The 16,843-nt window shown below is 53.5% G+C and carries 17 protein-coding genes; 7 read left to right on the top strand and 10 right to left on the bottom strand.

Going from position 1 to position 16,843, the window contains the following annotated elements:
• Positions 1-139: 139 nt before the first annotated feature.
• The 3 genes from H586_RS0110925 to H586_RS0110915 are packed head-to-tail and all read left to right on the top strand — an operon-like array spanning position 140 to position 2,166.
• Positions 140-1,306 (top strand): LL-diaminopimelate aminotransferase, encoded by a 1,167-nt coding sequence (locus H586_RS0110925; protein ID WP_027182042.1) that lies wholly within the window; start codon positions 140-142, stop codon positions 1,304-1,306.
• Complete coding sequence (gene folK, locus H586_RS0110920; protein ID WP_337955688.1) at positions 1,285-1,839, top strand: 2-amino-4-hydroxy-6-hydroxymethyldihydropteridine diphosphokinase; 555 nt, start codon at positions 1,285-1,287, stop codon at positions 1,837-1,839. Before H586_RS0110925 ends, folK begins: the two co-directional genes overlap by 22 nt.
• Positions 1,840-1,863: 24 nt before the next feature.
• Positions 1,864-2,166, top strand: a complete 303-nt coding sequence (locus tag H586_RS0110915; protein WP_011367875.1) for a TRASH domain-containing protein — start codon at positions 1,864-1,866, stop codon at positions 2,164-2,166.
• Positions 2,167-3,757: 1,591 nt separating this feature from the next.
• Here the strand turns inward: H586_RS0110915 and H586_RS19005 are convergent.
• Genes H586_RS19005 through msbA form a run of 3 tightly spaced genes read right to left on the bottom strand, consistent with a single transcriptional unit; the run spans position 3,758 to position 7,126 of the window.
• Positions 3,758-4,672 (bottom strand): lysophospholipid acyltransferase family protein, encoded by a 915-nt coding sequence (locus H586_RS19005; RefSeq protein ID WP_051363988.1) that lies wholly within the window; start codon positions 4,670-4,672, stop codon positions 3,758-3,760.
• A complete protein-coding gene (locus H586_RS0110905) occupies positions 4,665-5,306 on the bottom strand; it encodes a lysophospholipid acyltransferase family protein (protein ID WP_011367873.1) in 642 nt (213 codons plus the stop codon). The genes H586_RS19005 and H586_RS0110905 overlap by 8 nt, the downstream gene beginning before the upstream one ends.
• A gap of 11 nt (positions 5,307-5,317) precedes the next feature.
• Positions 5,318-7,126, bottom strand: a complete 1,809-nt coding sequence (gene msbA, locus H586_RS0110900) for a lipid A export permease/ATP-binding protein MsbA (protein WP_027182041.1) — start codon at positions 7,124-7,126, stop codon at positions 5,318-5,320.
• Between the two features lie 118 nt (positions 7,127-7,244).
• On the opposite strand from msbA, the gene yedF reads away from it, so the two are divergent.
• Positions 7,245-7,871: a sulfurtransferase-like selenium metabolism protein YedF gene (gene yedF / locus H586_RS0110895; protein WP_027182040.1), complete on the top strand. Its 627-nt coding sequence runs from the start codon at positions 7,245-7,247 to the stop codon at positions 7,869-7,871.
• Positions 7,872-7,933: 62 nt separating this feature from the next.
• Positions 7,934-8,812 (top strand): pseudouridine synthase, encoded by an 879-nt coding sequence (locus H586_RS0110890; RefSeq protein ID WP_081701831.1) that lies wholly within the window; start codon positions 7,934-7,936, stop codon positions 8,810-8,812.
• A gap of 168 nt (positions 8,813-8,980) precedes the next feature.
• On the opposite strand, the gene lolA is transcribed toward H586_RS0110890, so the two are convergent.
• The 4 genes from lolA to H586_RS0110870 all read right to left on the bottom strand — a co-directional run bounded on the left by lolA (position 8,981) and on the right by H586_RS0110870 (position 13,313).
• On the bottom strand, positions 8,981-9,655 hold the full coding sequence (lolA, locus tag H586_RS0110885; RefSeq protein ID WP_027182038.1) for an outer membrane lipoprotein periplasmic chaperone LolA: 675 nt from the start codon (positions 9,653-9,655) through the stop codon (positions 8,981-8,983).
• A 15-nt stretch (positions 9,656-9,670) separates the two neighbouring features.
• Positions 9,671-12,130, bottom strand: coding sequence for a DNA translocase FtsK (locus H586_RS0110880; protein ID WP_027182037.1), 2,460 nt, complete (start codon positions 12,128-12,130; stop codon positions 9,671-9,673).
• Between the two features lie 109 nt (positions 12,131-12,239).
• Positions 12,240-12,797, bottom strand: a complete 558-nt coding sequence (gene efp, locus H586_RS0110875; RefSeq protein WP_011367867.1) for an elongation factor P — start codon at positions 12,795-12,797, stop codon at positions 12,240-12,242.
• Between the two features lie 51 nt (positions 12,798-12,848).
• Positions 12,849-13,313 carry a type II 3-dehydroquinate dehydratase gene (locus tag H586_RS0110870; RefSeq protein WP_027182036.1) on the bottom strand — a complete coding sequence of 155 codons (465 nt, stop codon included), beginning with the start codon at positions 13,311-13,313 and terminating at the stop codon, positions 12,849-12,851.
• A 155-nt stretch (positions 13,314-13,468) separates the two neighbouring features.
• Here H586_RS0110870 and yihA point away from each other — a divergent pair, with 155 nt between their 5' ends.
• On the top strand, positions 13,469-14,125 hold the full coding sequence (gene yihA / locus H586_RS0110860; protein WP_027182035.1) for a ribosome biogenesis GTP-binding protein YihA/YsxC: 657 nt from the start codon (positions 13,469-13,471) through the stop codon (positions 14,123-14,125).
• 40 nt (positions 14,126-14,165) lie between these two features.
• On the opposite strand, the gene lptG is transcribed toward yihA, so the two are convergent.
• Genes lptG through H586_RS0110845 form a run of 3 tightly spaced genes read right to left on the bottom strand, consistent with a single transcriptional unit; the run spans position 14,166 to position 16,629 of the window.
• Positions 14,166-15,245, bottom strand: a complete 1,080-nt coding sequence (gene lptG / locus H586_RS0110855; protein ID WP_027182034.1) for an LPS export ABC transporter permease LptG — start codon at positions 15,243-15,245, stop codon at positions 14,166-14,168.
• A complete protein-coding gene (gene lptF / locus H586_RS0110850) occupies positions 15,242-16,435 on the bottom strand; it encodes an LPS export ABC transporter permease LptF (protein WP_155891382.1) in 1,194 nt (397 codons plus the stop codon). Before lptF ends, lptG begins: the two co-directional genes overlap by 4 nt.
• Positions 16,435-16,629 carry a hypothetical protein gene (locus H586_RS0110845; protein WP_027182032.1) on the bottom strand — a complete coding sequence of 65 codons (195 nt, stop codon included), beginning with the start codon at positions 16,627-16,629 and terminating at the stop codon, positions 16,435-16,437. Before H586_RS0110845 ends, lptF begins: the two co-directional genes overlap by 1 nt.
• Between H586_RS0110845 and H586_RS0110840 the strand changes: the two genes are divergently transcribed.
• Positions 16,628-16,807, top strand: a complete 180-nt coding sequence (locus H586_RS0110840) for a hypothetical protein (protein WP_027182031.1) — start codon at positions 16,628-16,630, stop codon at positions 16,805-16,807. The genes H586_RS0110845 and H586_RS0110840 overlap by 2 nt on opposite strands.
• Positions 16,808-16,843: the final 36 nt, after the last annotated feature.

Raw genomic sequence — 16,843 nt, 5'->3', positions numbered from 1 at the left:
ATTGACTCCGGTTACGACAACAGTTACTTTGTCAGACTCAGCCGGAACGCCCGGACAGTTACGGCATGAACAGAAAACAGGGCTTATGGCAGAGCCTTGAGATACCGGCGGGGATGAAAATCCCAAGGAGACAACACGAATGACCCAGTTTACACTCGCTGACCGGCTTGCGACGCTTCCTCCCTATCTTTTCGCACAGATAGACAAGGTTAAAGCGGAAGTTGCCGCCCGGGGCGTGGATATCATCAGCCTTGGCATAGGCGATCCCGATATGCCCACACCGGACTTCGTCATCGAAGCCCTGAAGAAGGCGGCTGAAAAACCGGCAAATCATCAGTACCCCTCGTATACCGGTATGCTGGCTTTCCGTCAGGAAGTGGCCAACTGGTACAAGCGGCGGTATGCGGTGGAACTTGACCCGAAAACCGAAGTGCTGACGCTTATCGGTTCCAAGGAAGGCATTGCGCATTTTCCCACAGCCTTTGTCAATCCGGGTGATCTGGTACTGGTGTGCCCGCCTTGCTACCCCGTGTACGCCATTGCTTCCCGCTTTATGGGTGGGGTGGTGCAGGAACTTCCGCTGTTGGAAGAAAATGATTTCCTGCCCGATCTCGATGCCGTTGATGAAGCCACATGGGAAAAAGCCCGCTGCATTTTTGTGAACTATCCCAATAACCCCACTGCAGCTATGGCACCGCGCAGCTTTTTTGAAAAGCTGATCGGCATTGCCAGAAAGCATAATGTTATTGTGGTGCACGATGCCGCTTACACCGAGATGTATTACAACGAGAACAACCGGCCTCTTTCCATTATGGAAATTCCCGGTGCCATGGATGTGGCCATAGAGTTCAACTCGCTTTCCAAGCCCTACAACATGACGGGCTGGCGCGTCGCCATGGCAGTGGGTAATGCCTCTCTGGTGGCCGGTCTGGGCAAAGTCAAGGAAAACATGGACTCGGGCGCTTTTCAGGCCGTTCAGGAGGCCGCCATCGTGGCCTTGCGCGACGGTGACGCTTTTCTCGCAGAAATCCGTGACATTTACCGCAAGCGTCGCGATACCGTTATTGCCGCATTGAATAAAATCGGCATTACCTGCCGTGTGCCCGAAGCCTCACTTTATGTTTGGGCCAGAGTGCCCGAAGGCTATACCTCTTCGGACTTTGTGACCCGCGTGTTGCAGGAGACCGGCGTGGTGATGACACCCGGCAACGGTTTTGGTGCGGCAGGCGAAGGGTATTTCCGTATTTCTCTTACAGTCAATGACGAGCGACTTGAGGAGGCCGTATCCCGAATCGCCAGCCTGTAACCGTTTATATCTGCCTTGGCTCCAATCAAGGCGATACAGATGCAAATCTGGAAAGGGCAGTGGCTGCCATTGCAGCCCTGTCCGGCCTTACGGTGGAAAAAAGGTCTTCTGTTTACCGCACAGAGCCGCAGGAAAAAAAGAATCAGCCGTGGTTTGCCAATCAGGTGCTGAGGTGCCGTTGTTCCGGATGGACTCCGGCAGCACTTATGCAGTCTTTGCTGGACTGCGAGACGGCTTTGGGCCGGGTGCGTGATGTGGCGGACCCGGCTGACAGATTTGGTCCGCGGGTGATAGATATTGATCTGCTGCTGTTTGCAGATGTGGAAAGCTCTTCTTCTCTGGTGACGCTTCCCCATCCGCGTATGTGGCAGAGAGCGTTTGTTCTGGTTCCGCTTCTTGAGGTTTATGAGGAACCGGAAGATGTTACATCGGTCTCGGCAGACAGGCAAAACAGCCTGTTTTCTGCCGGAGCTATCCGCAGCCGTCTTGCTCAGCTGCAGTTCCGCGTAGAAAGAGACTGTATCTGGCAATAAACTGCACAAGGAGAGGGATCGTTCATGCTCAAGTGGTTGATTATCGCTGTCGCCGGCTACCTGCTTTTCCGCATGCTGACCAATGACCAGAAGCGTAAATCGCAGGATGGTGACAAGGAAAAAGAACGTATGTACGCAGCCGGAGAAATGGTGAAAGATCCGGTTTGTGGGGCATATGTTGAAAGTGACGGGGGCATAAGTGTCCGCGACGGCGAAACTGTTCACCGCTTTTGCAGCTATGAATGCCGTGACAAATTTCTTGAGCAGTTGAAAGGGGGCGGAAGAGAAATTCCGGCCACAGCTCAGACAGAAAAAGAACCGGAATAGAAACCGGCACATTTGGCAACCTGCAGATGCAGAGAAGGCCTTTCCAGCCCGCGGCAGTAATTGTCGCGGGCTTTTTTTGTACATGGTGGGCTCGGAAACGGCAGTTTGGAGTATTAAGCCGAATCATGCGCAGACCGCGTGCTCTGGCAGCGTTTGTCTTGGCAAGTGCAGGCCATGGCATCCATATACCACCAAGTACCGCAGGCAGGCCCAATAACTGTGGTTTGGAATATTAGAGTGAAGAAACAGATAGATAGTGAAGACTGAGTGAGGCATATGGCAAAAGAAGATCGCTGACATCAGGGAACTGCAGGAAGCGCATTGTGCGGGATCCGTGTGAATTCTTCAAGATAGTGGCCGAGAGCCCTGACAAGCGGAGGTAGCCCGATTGCTCATGCCGCCGGAGCCGGACGGCGCTCATAGGGGGGGGGCTTAGCTGGCTGCCGGATTTGTCGTCTTCCGGCGTCTTCCGGTTTTGGGGGAACCCGTAGGCAGGTGCCTTGGTTTGGGCTGGCTGGCGAAGAGATTTTAAGAGTCTGAGGTCTGAAGATGGGCAGGGAAAAACGCCGGCGGAGGCTGACAGAAAAGCGGGATAATGACTTGAACTTTACCTTTACTAATGTCTCATAATGTAAATTATGTTAACTTTAAGTAATGAGATGTTGAATTATTTAGAGCAAATATGTTTTTAATACTTTTTGTGAAACAATCGGTAAGTGATGTATTTAAAGTGCCCACTTGAAGGATTTGGTCGTGTTTGAAAAAGGCTGCTTAAATGTCTTTCTAAGGCCTTTTTTTTGTCATTGTGTATAATCTTGCGTCTGCGTGTTTTGGGCGCCTGCAATGGCCGGATACGGCTCACAATCCATGTGTCCGTACCCTTCGAGGTCTGTCCATCGCGGATCTGCTTCCGGGTCTGCCCTGCCATGCCCCCCTGTTGCTCCTGTTGATTTGCCCCCGTCGCGGTTGCAAGCTTCTGAGCCACCGTATGGATACGAGACTGCTGAGTTACGGGAGGGATGGCGTTCTTGAGTAATTTGCCCTAAAAATCTGGAAGGTTTCTCTGCCGGCAATTTCTTTAATTTTTTCCTGAAATAAAGCCTTGTAGCCGCGCTATTACGGTCGGGACTCTGCTTCGGCTGCTGTTTGCGGACTGCAGGCTTAATGTGATTATTTTGAAAGAGTTACCAGCTGTTATCCGCTTTTTGGGGGCATGCTGTGGGGCAGCGTAGCCGGGCAATTTACACAACTGCCCTGCATTCACTTTTCGAGGAGACAATTAAACGACCCCATCTCTTTTGTGTTTTAAAAGATGGGGTCCAGTGGCTTTTTTCAGTTGTATGGCATGGTTCTGTGTCAGAACATGCCGGAGTTTGATGTCAGGCTTTGGGGATCAAGGCGTAGTTGCAGGACTTTTATTGTATCGCTCAACGGGAGTCTTTCAAGCGGGACATGCTGTAATCATAAGCGTTCCGCATCGCAGGACCCTGTTATAATTGTGGAATGGCAGCTCCGTCGCCGGAATTTCAGATTGTTTGAGGTATGGATGCCGGGGACTGCAGAGCTCCGCAGATCCCTTTACGGCATTCATTTATTCTGTCCCCTGATTCTTCTCCGTCTGGACTCGGCGGGACCCGGATGGCTGGGTTTTCCAGCGTTTGTGCATCCAGAACCACTGTTCTGGGTATTTTTTGACCATCGACTCTATGGCACTGTTATAGTAACGCGTTACGGCCTCGACGCGCTCGTCGGCTGTACCCTCAAGCTCCGTGGTGTCCAGTGGCGGCAAGTGATGAAAACGGAATCTGCCGTTTGGAGCTCTTATCATAAATGCTGGTAGCACAAGGGCTTTTGCTCTTACAGCAAGAATGGCAGGGCCTCTGTTGACTGCTGCGGTTTTGCCGAGAAAGGGCAGGAACAATGCCTCGGCTTCGCTGCAGTTGTGGTCTGCCAGAAAGCAGGCAATGGCGTTGTTTTTCAGCGCCTTGAGCACGGGCCTCGCAGCATTTCTATGATCTACTATACGCAGATTGTTTGCGCTGCGGAGAGCGACAATAGCCTTTTGAAAAAACATGTTTTTTTGCCTGCGCGTGACCACAAGCTGCTCTTTGCCGCAGTGTGCGTGTTGGGACAGGCAGCCGGTCAGCATTTCCCATGCGCCCAGATGGGCGGTAATGCCCACTATGGGGCGCGGCAGCGCCAGAACGCGCGCCAGCTGCTCTGCATCGTCAATGTCGGTCAGCGGGGGCAGAGAATCTTTCAGGCGGGGGTTGAGCAGGATTTCGGCAAACGACTGACAATTGCTTTTAAAGCTTTCTCTGGCGATTGCCTCTGCTTGCCGTCTGCCGGCTCCCAGACGTTTTTGTATAGATTCTACGGCCAGCTTTCGTCTGTCCGGAAGAATGTGCCACAGCAGCGTTCCAAGCCCCCTTCCGCATCTGCGAACCGTGGAAAAGCCTATTCTGCTACCGATAAAGAGTGCACTTTCTGAGGCGAAATCAAACATGGTACGGGTTCTTCAGGGAGTTGAGTTTTGTCTGCAGTTGCGCCGCTGCACTTGCCAGCATGTTCTGGTCTGTAGCCGTTGCCTGCGGTGCATACGGCTCACCAAAGACAATATGGACGCTGCTGAACGGTACAGGCAGCTGAAACTGGTCCCACGCTTTTTCAAATACCTTGCGCCGTTGCATGAATATGCGCACAGGAACCACCTGCGCGGGCGTTCTGGCCGCAAGAAACAGCGCCCCTTCTTTCACCACATGGCGTGGTCCGCGCGGGCCGTCTACGGTCACGCAGCCGCAGATGCCTTCATTGCGCATCATGCGTGATGCCTGAAGCAGAGCTTTAACTCCTCCGCGCGAGCTTGAGCCCCGCGCGGTGCGCAGCCCCAGTCTGCGCAGTACTCCGGCCAGATACTCGCCGTCTCTGCTCTGGCTGACAACCGTTACAATGTCCAGCTGGCGTTTGATGTGCATGAGCGGAAACAGCTCGTCATGCCACAGAGCAAAGACCATGGGAGTCCGCTGATTCCACAGCGCGTCCACTGCTTCCCGGCCGGTTTCGGAATACCGGAGTGTGGAACACCATAACTTGTATAGCGTATACAAGGGCGGACAGACCAGAGAAGGACTTATTTTCATACTGCGCCTTTTTATGCCTGCGGCAGTGCACAACCGTTGTCTTCGGTTGTGTGCTCTGTCTGAAACTGCATATTGTACAGACGTGTGTACAGCGGGCACGATCCCAGCAGGTCTTCGTGACGTCCCTGCGACACCATCCTGCCCTTCTCCATCACCAGAATTCTGTCTGCTCCGAGAATGGTGGAAAGACGATGCGCAATGACTATGCTCGTCCGGTGTGCCATCAGATTTTCCAGTGCTTTCTGGACAATGCGTTCCGACTCGGAATCAAGTGCGCTGGTTGCTTCATCCAGAATCAGCAGCGGAGCGTCCTTAAGAATCGCCCGTGCGATGGTAAGCCGCTGTTTCTGCCCGCCGGAAAGCTTTACGCCTCTTTCGCCGATGACGGTCTGGTACCCGTCTTTAAGCTGCAGGATGAAATCGTGTGCGTATGCCGCACGGGCTGCTTCGTAAACTGCTTCTTCCGAGGTGCTTTCCATGCCGTAGGCAATGTTTTCCATTACAGGAATATTAAAAAGGAAAGAATCCTGCGACACCATGGCCACGTTACGACGCAGTGTGGCCAGGGTGTATTCTCTGATATCTGTTCCGTTCAGCAGAATCCGGCCCTCTGTCTGTTCATAAAAACGCGGTATCAGGTTGACAAAGGTCGTTTTTCCGGCCCCGCTGGGGCCAACAATGGCAACCCGTTCTCCTTGTCTGACGGTCAGGTTTATGTTGTCCAGCACGGGGGCGGGACAGCCTGCGTAGTGAAACGTCAGGTTTTCAAACCGAATTTCTTCAAAGCTGCCGGAAAAAGGTACGGTGCCGTCTTTTTCTACAACAATATCTTTGGAATCAAGGATTTCAAATACCCTTTCAGCACCGGCCAGAGCCCGCTGGATGTCCATGTTTGCCGAGTTCAGGCTTTTTACAGGGTCGTATAACATGACCAGTCCGGCAACGAACGAGAAAAACGTTCCCGGTGTGGAAACGCCGTCTATCACTTGTTTGCCGCCGTACCAGATGACAAGTCCTATCCCCACCGCACCTATCAGTTCCATCACAGGCGAAGACAGTTCGCTAAAGACGGTTTCTTTGATGGCTATTTTGACAAGGCGGTTGTTTTCCTGCTTGAAGCGCGCAGCTTCCTTGTCTTCGGTGGCAAAGGCTTTGACTACCCGGATGCCGCTGAAAATTTCCTGCAGAAAGATAGAGATGTCGGAAAGTTTGTTCTGGTTGCGCCGGCTCAGCTTACGCAGTTTACGGCCGAAGTAGATGAACGGAAAGGCCGCAAGCGGCAGTACCAGCACAGCCCATATGGCAAGAAACCAGTCCTGATAGAACACCACACCGATGAGGCAGCACATGGTGATCACCTGTCGTACAATCATGACGACAGACGGCAGGCTTGCCCGTATCAGCATGACATCGTTTATTATTCTGGACATCAGCATGCCGACCTGATTTTCTTCGTAAAAGCGGGTCGGAAGGCAGATTATTTTCCGGTACAGTTCGTTACGCAGGCGTTCAAGCACCATGAGCCCGCAGTAGCGCATGAAATAGTTCTGAACATAGCGCCCCAGGCCCTTGATGGTTATGATGACAATATAGGCGAAGGGCACAAGCAGCAGCATGGTTTCGTTTTTGCTGATGAATATGTCGTCCAGCGCCGGTTTGACCAGATACGCGGCAGCACCGGTGCACGCAGCCACTGAAAGCATGCCCAGCGTGGCAATGGTTATATGAAGCTTGTAGGAACTGAAGTAACCGAGTATCCGGCGGAAGAGTATGCGCCCTTCCGATTTTTTTGTGTGCTGCTCTCGCTGTGCTGTAGACATCGATATCCGTTACGGCGTGCGGCCGTTGCTTTTTGCGGTTAATGCCGTCAATATCAGGCTCTGCCGGACGTTGTGCGCCGGACTTATTCTTGTACCCGTCCAAAACAGGAGTCGCATAATGCCAGAAATTGAACTGAACTGCCAGAACCTTCCCTGCCCCCAGCCTGTGCTGAAGTGCAAGGATTGTATTGATACCCGGTCTCCCGCACAGATGGCTGTCATTGTGGATAACGCTGCGGCAAAAGAGAATGTAACGCGTTTTCTGGGTACCCGCGGGTATGCGGTGACGGCAACGGAAACTCCGCAGGGGGCATGGAAACTTCAAGCTGTACTTGAACCTTCTGTCGGGGCTCAGAGCGGTTGCGAACAGTGCGAAGTGCTTTCGTCTGAAGAACTGCGTGCTCTGGATGAAAAAACGGTTGTTCTGATTACCACTGAAGTGCTGGGGAGCGGAGATGATACACTCGGAACAAGGCTGATGAAAAACTTTCTGGCAACGCTGCCCGAGCTGGGCAGTACCTTGTGGCGGGTTGTTTTGCTTAACGGCGGCGTAAAGCTCGCTTCGGACGGCCACGAAGCACTTCCTGAACTGCAGAAGCTTGAGTCTGCCGGGGTGGACATTCTGGTCTGCGGAACGTGCCTTGACTTTTTCGGTCTGCTGGAACGCAAAGCGGCCGGACAGACGACCAACATGCTGGATGTTGTGACAAGTCTGCAATTGGCTACAAAAGTTATCCGTCCCTGACGGCTTCCGGTCGGTTCTGGGCGGGCATATAATTGTGCCTTAAAGTTTAACTTGAAGAATATATGACTAAAAAAAATGATCTCGTAAATAAAGCGCGGGCACGACAAAAGCCTGCACGCAGCGGCCTTTCCGCCCCGCGTACGGCCCGTTCCGGTGCACTGGCACAACGCAATGCTCCTGCCGGACATGAGGCGGAACAGTCTGTGCGGATTAACAAGGCACTGGCCGATGCCGGAGTCTGTTCGCGTCGTGCAGCCGATGAACTTGTGGCTCAGGGGGTTGTAACGGTTAACGGGGTTGTGGTGGATACCCCCGGCGTGAAAGTTGTTCCGGACAGGGATGAGCTCTGCGTTCGTGGTAAAAAGATTTTCTTGAAGTCTTCTTCCTCCCGTAGCCATACCTATTTGATGATGCACAAGCCTGTGGAAGTGGTCACTACCGTCAGTGATCCTGAAGGGCGCAGGACTGTCATTGATATTCTGCCCCCATTACATCGTAAAAAAAGACTTTTTCCTGTAGGAAGACTGGATTTTTTTTCAGAGGGCCTGCTTTTGCTGACAGATGACGGCGTGCTGACCCACAGACTTACTCACCCTTCCTGGCATCTGCCCAAGACATATCTGGTAAAGGTCAGAGGCGTGGTGCAGGACAACGATCTGCAGGCTATGCGAAAAGGGATGACGCTTGCCGAGGGGGAAAAGCTTGCCCCCGTAGAGGTAGAGGTGCTGAGCCGGCATCATGACTGGCTGCTGTTGGAGATGACTCTTTTTCAGGGTATCAACCGGCAGATTCGCAGGATGTGCAGGGATGCCGGTCTGACAGTGCTTTCTTTGCACAGAGTCAGGCAGGGACCGCTGTCGCTGGGAGAACTGCGTACGGGTGAAGTACGGGAATTGACTGACAGTGAAATTGCGGCGCTGAAGGCTTCTGTGGATTTGTAAGACATTGGCGTGGATTGTCTTGTCAGTCGGGAGGCTGCCTGTAGCCTTCTGGCTCATTCCTCTTATATCTCTTGCAGCGTGGCCAGCAACCAAGCTGTGCATAAAAAGGCCCTCTGGTGGACGCTGTCCACCAGAGGGCCTTTTTACTGAATAACCTGTCAGCATTTTTTACTGAAAAAGTTTTTTTTCCATCACCTTGTCCGAGGTCCTGTCTTCAATATCTGTTCCGGCGGGCGGCGAAAAACGGAAACTGTCTGTTCCAGACTCGATGTCAAACTGCATGTCCGAAAATTCAAGCATGTTTTCATTGCCGTAAAAGTCTGTGACGGCCACTTTTTTCAACTCACCGCTTTGTGTGTCCACCCAGAGAACAGCCTCCGTGAGAGTCTGCTGCGGATGATAAGGATACAGATGGATTCTGGTACTGCCCTGCTCTTCTTCGACTTCTATTTCAAAGTCTGAATCAAGATTCGTTCTGCCTGTGATAAAGCGCATGATGGTGTCAGAATCTTTCAGAATATCAAGAGGATATTTGTAGGCGACCTCTTCGTCGGGAATGTAATTCCACACCGCCGAGTCTGTAACAACAATAAGTTCGCGCGAAGGATGTACGGTTTCCCAGCGCAGCGAATCCGGCTTGCGGAAGATGATGCTTCCCTGCCTTGTTTCTGTGGTGCCGCTTTGTCTGTGGGTGAGTGTTTGTACAAAATCTGCTTTAAAAGAAGTATAGCTGCGTACTTTTTTTTCCAGCGCTGCTACCGCGTCAGGGGCTGCTGCGGCCTGACCGGTGAGAGCCAGCGCTGCGATAAAAAAGACAATTGCTAAAATATGTTGTTTGTGCATGGAATTCTCCGGTAATTAATTCTCTCTGGCTCCGAGGACTGTTCTGGGCTTGCTGCCATCAGCCGGGCCTATGATACCGTCCTGCTCCATCTGCTCCACATAGCGGGCGGCTCTGTTGAAGCCAATCCGGAACCGCCGCTGGATGAGAGATATCGAGGCCTTGCCCTGACTCATGACAAACTGCACTGCCTCGGCGTACACCGGGTCGTCGCCCAGACTGTCCCCGGCGCCCCCGTTTATGCCGGAATCGTCGGCAGACGGACTGCCCCATTCCGAAAAGTCTACCCTGTAGCTGGGGGCCTGACGCTCTTTCCAGTATTCAACCACGGCTGCCACATCCTCGTCGGAGACAAAGGCACCGTGCATGCGCTGCAGACGCCCTCCTCCCGGTTTAAACAGCATGTCGCCCCGTCCCAGCAGATGTTCTGCTCCCACGGTATCGAGAATGGTCCGCGAATCGTGTTTGGAGGTGACCTGAAAAGATATGCGGCAGGGGAAGTTCGCTTTGATAAGCCCTGTTACAACGTCCACGCTGGGACGCTGCGTGGCCAGAATCATGTGGATTCCGGCTGCACGGGCAAGCTGTGCCAGCCTGACGATGCTTGTTTCGACCTCCTTGGCCGCGGTGAGCATCAGGTCTGCAAGCTCGTCAATGATGATGACCAGATAAGGAAGCTTTTCAAGGTCGCAGAATTCAGCAGGTACGGCATCGCCGAAGCTTTCGATTTTCTGATTGTATCCGGTGACGTTGCGAACTCCCAGCCGGGCCATGGCTTCGTATCGTTTGTCCATTTCATGCACAGCCCAGTCCAGAGCATTTTTAGCGTGCGCCATGTCGGTGACCACAGGATGGACAAGATGCGGCAGGTCTGCATAAACCGCCAGCTCGATGCGCTTGGGGTCCACCAGCAGCAGCTGTACTTCTTCCGGTCGCGCTTTGAACAGAAAGCTCATAAGTATGGAGTTGATGCATACACTTTTACCGGCACCAGTGGCACCGGCCACCAGAAGATGGGGCATTTTGGCAAGGTCTGCCACAGTGGGAATGCCGGAAATGTCCTTGCCGATGGCCATGGTCAGATAGGATTCCGCTTTGCCGAAAGGCTCTGACCCCAGCAGTTCTTTAAGGCTTACTGTTTCGCGATCCTCGTTGGGAATTTCCACACCGACGGTGTCTTTGCCGGGGATCGGGGCCTGTATACGGACAGCAATGGCCTTGAGTGCCAGAGCCAGATCGTCGCTCAGATTGGCTATACGGCTTACTTTGACCCCGGCAGCGGGTCTGATTTCAAACATGGTGACCACGGGGCCGGGGGTGATGCGGACAAGTTCTCCCTGTATACCGAAGTCCGCAAGGCAAGAGACAAGTGTCTGACCTTTACTTTCCAGTACTGCCTTGGGCGTTTTTTTATCAATACCTTTAGGTGTTTCCAGCATGGATGCGGACGGCAGTTTGACCTTGCGTCTGGGCCGCTGCCCTGCACCGCAGGATGTCCGGCCCGCCGTGCCTTGTGAAGGTGCGGTTTCCGGTTGCAACTCGGCCAGAGGGGCGGGTTCGTCTTTTTCAGGGCCGATGTAGAACTGCGCGGAATTGCCGTCGGCTGATATTTCTGCCCCGCTGTTTTCCGCCGGCAGCGGAGAGGCAGAGGCTGAGCTTTCCGACGGCGAATCATCTTCCGTGTCAGATTCGAGCCGCGCAAAAGCCGTCCGGGCTTCTGGCCGGCTCTGTTTTTCGACAGGAAAGAATATATGCCAGAAGTTTCGTAAGGCCGCCGCAGCACGCCGGGGGCGCGCGATTGCAACGCCTCGGGGGCGCTCTTCGGGCTCTTTTTGCGCCATGACAATCAGGTCGGCTTGCGGCAGAGCCTTGCTGCGTGCAGAACGGAAACTGCGCTTTTTTAAGCCTTCAGGAAGGGGAAATGAGCCTGCAGCTTCTGTCAGCACTGCGAAGAGTGCAACCCATGTGAATCCCACGGCAAGCTGTACAGACACAAGAAAGGCGAAAATCCACAGAATAACAGCGCCGGCTGTCCCAAGATACCGCTGACCCAGCCGCGAAAGCTCGTGTCCGATAAGCCCGCCGCCGGTGATATCGCCTATGCCGATATGGATGGCCGACGTGAAGGAGGCTATGCACATACCCAGCAGGGTAAGCCCCACCCATCGCCACCATAGAATGTCGCCGGCTTTCAGATAATGGCGTGCCGCGGAAACGAATACCGCGACAGGAAAGAGAAAGGCGGACAGGCCGAAAATGTCGACCAGCAGGCCGGAAAGATATGCACCTGCGAGCCCTGCCCAGTTGTCAAAGCCGGAACGTCCGCTGACGGCATGGTTGAAGCTTGGGTCTGCCTGACTGTATGAGATGAGACTCAGTAGCAGGACTGCCCCGCAAAAGACGAGAAACAGCGCGAAAATTTCACGCGCCAGTCTGTTGCCTTTTGAAATGGTCGGCCTCCGGAAAAAAGAGATCAAAGGTTAAAGAAAGAAGGGATACAGCCTCTTCAGCCATATCCCTTACCGTAATCAAAATGCTGCGTCCATAGCCGCGGGCAATAACGCCGGCGGGACAGGACGCCGGGGGCTATTCCCGTCCCATGTATTCACGGGTGTCCGTGTTTACTTTAACCTTGTCTCCCTGGTTCACAAAAATAGGAACCTGAATGACGATACCGGTTTCAAGGGTTGCCGGCTTGGTCACGTTGGAGACGGTGTCGCCTTTTGCACCGGGTTCTGTTTCGGTCACTTCGAGCACCAGCGCTGCAGGCAGTTCGATGGCCAGCGGCGTGCCGTTGAACAGCAGTACGCGGATGGTTTGCCCTTCCTTGAGGAATCCTGCTTTACCTTCCGTGGTTTCTTCCGGCATGTAAATCTGCTCATAGGTCGTCATGTCCATGAAAACAAGATTGGCGTCTTCACGATACAGAAACTGCATGTCGCGGTTTTCCATGTCGGGACGGCCAACTTTTTCGCCGGAACGGAAGTTGTTGTCCATAATGCGGCCGGTGAGCAGGTTGCGCATTTTGGTACGCACAATGGCCCCGCCTTTGCCGGGCTTGAAGTGCTGGAAGTCGACAATTTCAAAAGGGGTGCCGTCAATTTCGATACGCAGGCCGCGTCTGAAATCGGTAGTGGAATACATGGGATGCCTCCGAAAAAGTTGATATAAAGCCCGCAGGCCTGTGATGCCAGTTTACTGTTGAGTGTCCTGCAGGTGCGTTACAAGCGCCTGCACGCCCAGGGCATAGCTTGCCATGCCAAAACCGGCCACAACGCCGATGACATGACGGCCGATGAGGCTGCGGTGACGCAGCTGCTCTGCCCGTGCCAGAACATTGCTTATGTGCACTTCCACGCACGGCAGGTTTATCCATGCCAGACAGTCTGCCAGCGCAAGGCTTGTGTGTGTATAAGCTCCTGCGTTCAGAACAACTCCGGCTGTTCCGTCCTGCCGTGCCCGTTCGAGCCTGTCTATAAGAGCCCCTTCGCTGTTACTGTGAAAATATTCCAGTTCCAGCGCTTCTGCCTGCTCGCCCATCAGGCGCTTTAACATACCGGGAAGAGCGTCCATGCCCGTGCTGCCATAGATTTCCGGCTGTCTCTGACCCAGATGGCCGAGGTTCGGCCCGTTCATCACGAGAATTCTGAAACGGTTCACGGCAAAAAACCTCTTTGTTTTTGCAAGCCGGTTCTGCTAGCATTCATTGACAGAAGGTGCCCTGCGAAAAGCGGAATATTTTTTCCCAAGGTCATTATCTTGTCAAGCACCACGTTATCCGCCATTTTCCGACCACCTTTAACGAACCATATATTATGCAACCAAAGCTAGTACTTGAAAATACCATCTACACACTGGAACAGCTCATATCATTCAACGCCCCCCAGATAGCTCTTGCGGGCCGTTCCAATGTCGGTAAATCGTCGCTTGTGAATACTCTTGCCGGACGTAAAGGGCTGGCAAGAACCAGCTCCACGCCGGGCAAGACCAGAAGTATCAATTTTTACAAGGTTGATCCCGACGGCTATTATGTTGTCGACCTGCCCGGTTACGGGTACGCACGCTGCAGCAAGGCAGAACGCGAAAAGTGGGCAAAGCTCATCCGTCGCTACCTTGTGGAAACGCCTGCCGTGTGTGCCATTGCCATTCTGCTCGACTGCCGTCTTTCACCTCAGAAGCTTGATGTGGAACTGGCTGCATTTGCACGGCAGGCCGGGCTGCCGCTGCTGCCAGTGCTGACCAAAGCCGACAAATGCAAACAGCAGGAACGGTCGCTGCGTCAGCGGGAATGGCGGACCATTCTGGGTGGTGAGGTGCCCCTGCTCTTTTCCAGCAAGACGGGTATGGGGAAAGATAAATTGTGGCAGGAACTGCACCGGCTGGCTTTTCCGGATATGGCTTTTGACACACCGTCAGACGGGGCGCCGGAACCGGCTGATGAGCCGGAAGCGGCAAGCGAACGCGCTGAGTGATCACAAAAAGCCCCGCAGACGATGTCTGCGGGGCTTTTTGTCAGGCGGCGCGGGCTCTGGATACATAAATCAGTCTGGCGATGGCTGAAAGGCTGAAAAACGCGTTGGCTGTCCATGCGGCAAACAATGGGGGGACTATGCCGTTCTCGCCCAGAGAACCCCCTACGGTGAATAGCGTGTAAAAGACAAATACCAGCAGCAGTGATGTTCCCACGTTTATGTATATGCTGTCTCGCCATGTTATAAGTGCCAGTGCCAGCAGAGCCATGGTTACCAGCGAAAATGCATAGGAGAGCTTCATGTGCCATGCCGTGCGTAAGGCTTCAACATTGGAGCCGCTTTCGGTAAGGCGGGCTATGGCGTCCTGCAGCTGCCACAGGGGCAGACGCGAAGGGTCGCCTCTCGGATCGACAATGGAAAACGCTTTGACGTCCTGTTCAATGGGCAGGACAATCGATTCGGAGGCGGCCACCTCGTAACTGCCCGGAATAAGAATGTCGCAGCCGTCAAGAGTCCAGCCGGAAGAGTCGGCACGAAAACTTTTGCCCCGGATCACCCGCTGCACGGAAAGCTCGTCGGGCGTGAGCTCGTAGACCGTTATGCCGGAGCCTTTCTGGGCCGCAGGGTGCAGCGTTTCCAGATGGATGATGCGACCATGCTCGGTGAACCACAGGTTGGTAAGCTGCACGTCGTCTATTTCCCGGTTACGGACTTGTTCCTTCCAGATTCTGCTGGCTTCCCGTTCTCCGTATATGCCCAGCACCTGCGAAAAACCCAGCTGAACAGCTGACCAGATGAGTGCATAAATTATAAAGAAACGCGCGAGGCGCAGGAAGGAGATGCCGCCCGCCTGAAGGGCTACCAGCTCTCTGTCCCGCGCCATGACACACAGCTGGATGACTGCCGACAGCAGAAATACGGCGGGCAGGATCTGAGAAATGATCAGCGGTATTTTGACCGCAAAGTACGTCAGGATAACTTTGAGGCCCAGCCCGGCTCCCAGAAAATCATCCAGCCTGTCGAACAGGTCGGAAAGCAGATAGATACCGGTGCCGATGGTCAGTGTCAGCATGGTCAGAAACAGGTTTGTTCTGAGCAGATAGCGGGAAAGGATGCTCACTGTGCCCTCTTTTTGCGGAACAGGTTCGCATGCAGAATAAAACTCATGATATTGAGCGAGCGTTCTCTTTCCGCCCTGTCCAGCCAGAAAAGCCCTACGGCAAGGAATATGAGGTTAGGCATCCATAACCCCACGGCAGGAGGAACGGTGCCGGATTCTCCGGTGGAAAGGCCTACTGAAAGCATCGTGTAGTAAATCAGAAACATCCCCAGAGCCAGCAGAATGCCGAATTGTTTGTCCAGTCCCTGAAAAGCGCATGCAAGCGGCATGGCGAAAAGCCCCAGAACAAGGCATGCCATGGGCAGCACCCAGCGTTTTTGAAGCTCTACATGAACTTTGCGCAGAAAATTACTGTCCCTTCGGGCTTCCGGGTGGTCCGGACCGATGCTGCGCAGCTCGCTCCATGAAAGTTCTTTGGGTTTTACTTTTCCCAGACTCACCCCTTTGAAAATCTGGCCGAGGTCAAGGCGGACAGTGTAGTCATTAAAGTCGAGCACGCTTACGCTGTCTTCCTGCTGGCGGTATATTTTTCCGTTGTGGAGTATAAAAACCAGTTCGCCCCGCTGTTCATCCGAGCGCAGCTGTCCCCGGGGGGCCAGAATGAGAATACTTGTTTCGTCTCTGCTGTTATCTTCAACCAGTACATGCCCAAGTTTGCCCGAACTGTTGTCCACCGTGCGGGCAAACACCGTAAGCCCGGGAACAGTCTGATTGAACACGCCCGGCTGGAGAACTATCTTCGCACGGGTGTTGGCTATTTCCATTATGGTGTGGCGAAAATTGCCCATTCCCCAGGCGACACCGCTGAGAGAAATATACAGGTTGAGCAGGCCGCACAGCAGACAGAAAAGCAGCGGCGCCGGAAGCAGTTGAAACAGGCTCAGCCCGCCGGCCTTGAGCGCCACAAGCTCTCTGTCGGTACTCATACGCAGAAAAGCCAGAAACACGCTGAGCATGCAGGCAATGGGTATTATCAGGGTGAGAAAAAGCGGACTCAGGTATACGAAAAGTGTCGCCATATCGAGCGCATTCAGGTCGAGACCCAGAAACAGCTCGCGCAACTGCAGCATTCTGCCGATAAGAATCAGAAAAAGAAGTGAGCCGAGGCAGAGGCCGAAAAGAGAGACAAGCTCTTTGAACAGCTGCTTCTGCAACAGCGTTATATGAAAACGGAACAGAGTCCCCTCCACTATTCCTGCGGGGTGTCGCCCGCAATGTTTTTCTTCAGGAAATGCTCCAGCATTTCACATTCCCGCGGGCTCAGGTTAAAGCGCATACCCGCCTGCTCGACCTGTTCTTCCACAGAAGAATTCTGCTTGTCCGACTGAAAAATGTATTCGACGGCTTTGCGCACAAGTTCGCTGTTCGGCATAATGGTAGTCATGATAACTCTCCGAAAAAGCAGGCTGGCGGCAGGCACACATTGCGCCCGTCAGGTGAATGCCGCTTTCTACATCATCACCATGCTGCTTGCAACCGGTCATGGCATAGGCTATTCGCGTGCTCTGATGATGTTTTCTTCTTTATTCACCTCTTCCGACCGGATGTTGTTTAATGACTGATCTGCTTACGGCTGCCGTGCTGGGACTTGTGGAGGG

Origin of the sequence: Oleidesulfovibrio alaskensis DSM 16109, from assembly GCF_000482745.1 — a bacterium.
Classification (GTDB): domain Bacteria; phylum Desulfobacterota; class Desulfovibrionia; order Desulfovibrionales; family Desulfovibrionaceae; genus Oleidesulfovibrio; species Oleidesulfovibrio alaskensis.
The sequence above is the reverse complement of the archived record's forward strand: the minus strand, read 5'-3'. Positions and strand labels throughout refer to the sequence as shown.